Origin of the sequence: Pseudomonas sp. SB113, from assembly GCF_040754745.1 — a bacterium.
Lineage (GTDB): Bacteria > Pseudomonadota > Gammaproteobacteria > Pseudomonadales > Pseudomonadaceae > Aquipseudomonas > Aquipseudomonas grimontii.
On sequence record NZ_JBFMHW010000101.1, the window covers coordinates 1 to 536 of the forward strand.

1 pseudogene is annotated in these 536 nt (G+C 56.9%); it reads left to right on the plus strand.

The window, feature by feature from the left end:
• A pseudogene (locus tag AB1462_RS31635) lies at nucleotides 1-480 on the plus strand (osmoprotectant NAGGN system M42 family peptidase); the annotation flags it as partial.
• Between the last annotated feature and the right edge of the window lie 56 nt (nucleotides 481-536).

Below are 536 nucleotides of genomic sequence, written 5' to 3' on the forward strand. Positions count from 1 at the left end.
GTGGTTACGCCGGAAATCGCCTCCATGGTCACGATCGACAATGGCACGACCGCTCCTGGACAGAACTCCTCCGAATTCGGCGTGACCGTCGCCATGGCGGACCAGACCGGGCCTTTCGATTACCATCTGACGAAAAAGCTCGTTTCCCTCTGCCGCGAGAACGACATTCCGTTCCAGAAGGACATTTTCCGCTACTACCGCTCGGATTCCGCCTCGGCACTGGAGGCCGGTCACGATGTACGCACCGCGCTCGTGACATTCGGCGTCGATGCATCGCATGGCTATGAACGCATCCATATGGACGCGCTTCTCTCGCTGTCGCGCCTGATTTCGATCTATGCCCAAAGCCCGATCGACATCAACCGCGACGAGCACGAGATTTCGGGCGTGAAAGGTTTTACCCGCCAACCCATCCTGCTGCACAGGAATGACACCGAGGAAGCAGACCAGATTCCTTCGGCGGAAAAAACCACTCTCTGAGCCAAAGTAGCGCGCGTAACCTCACTCGAAATCGCTTGGGTGAGACATTATGTTGT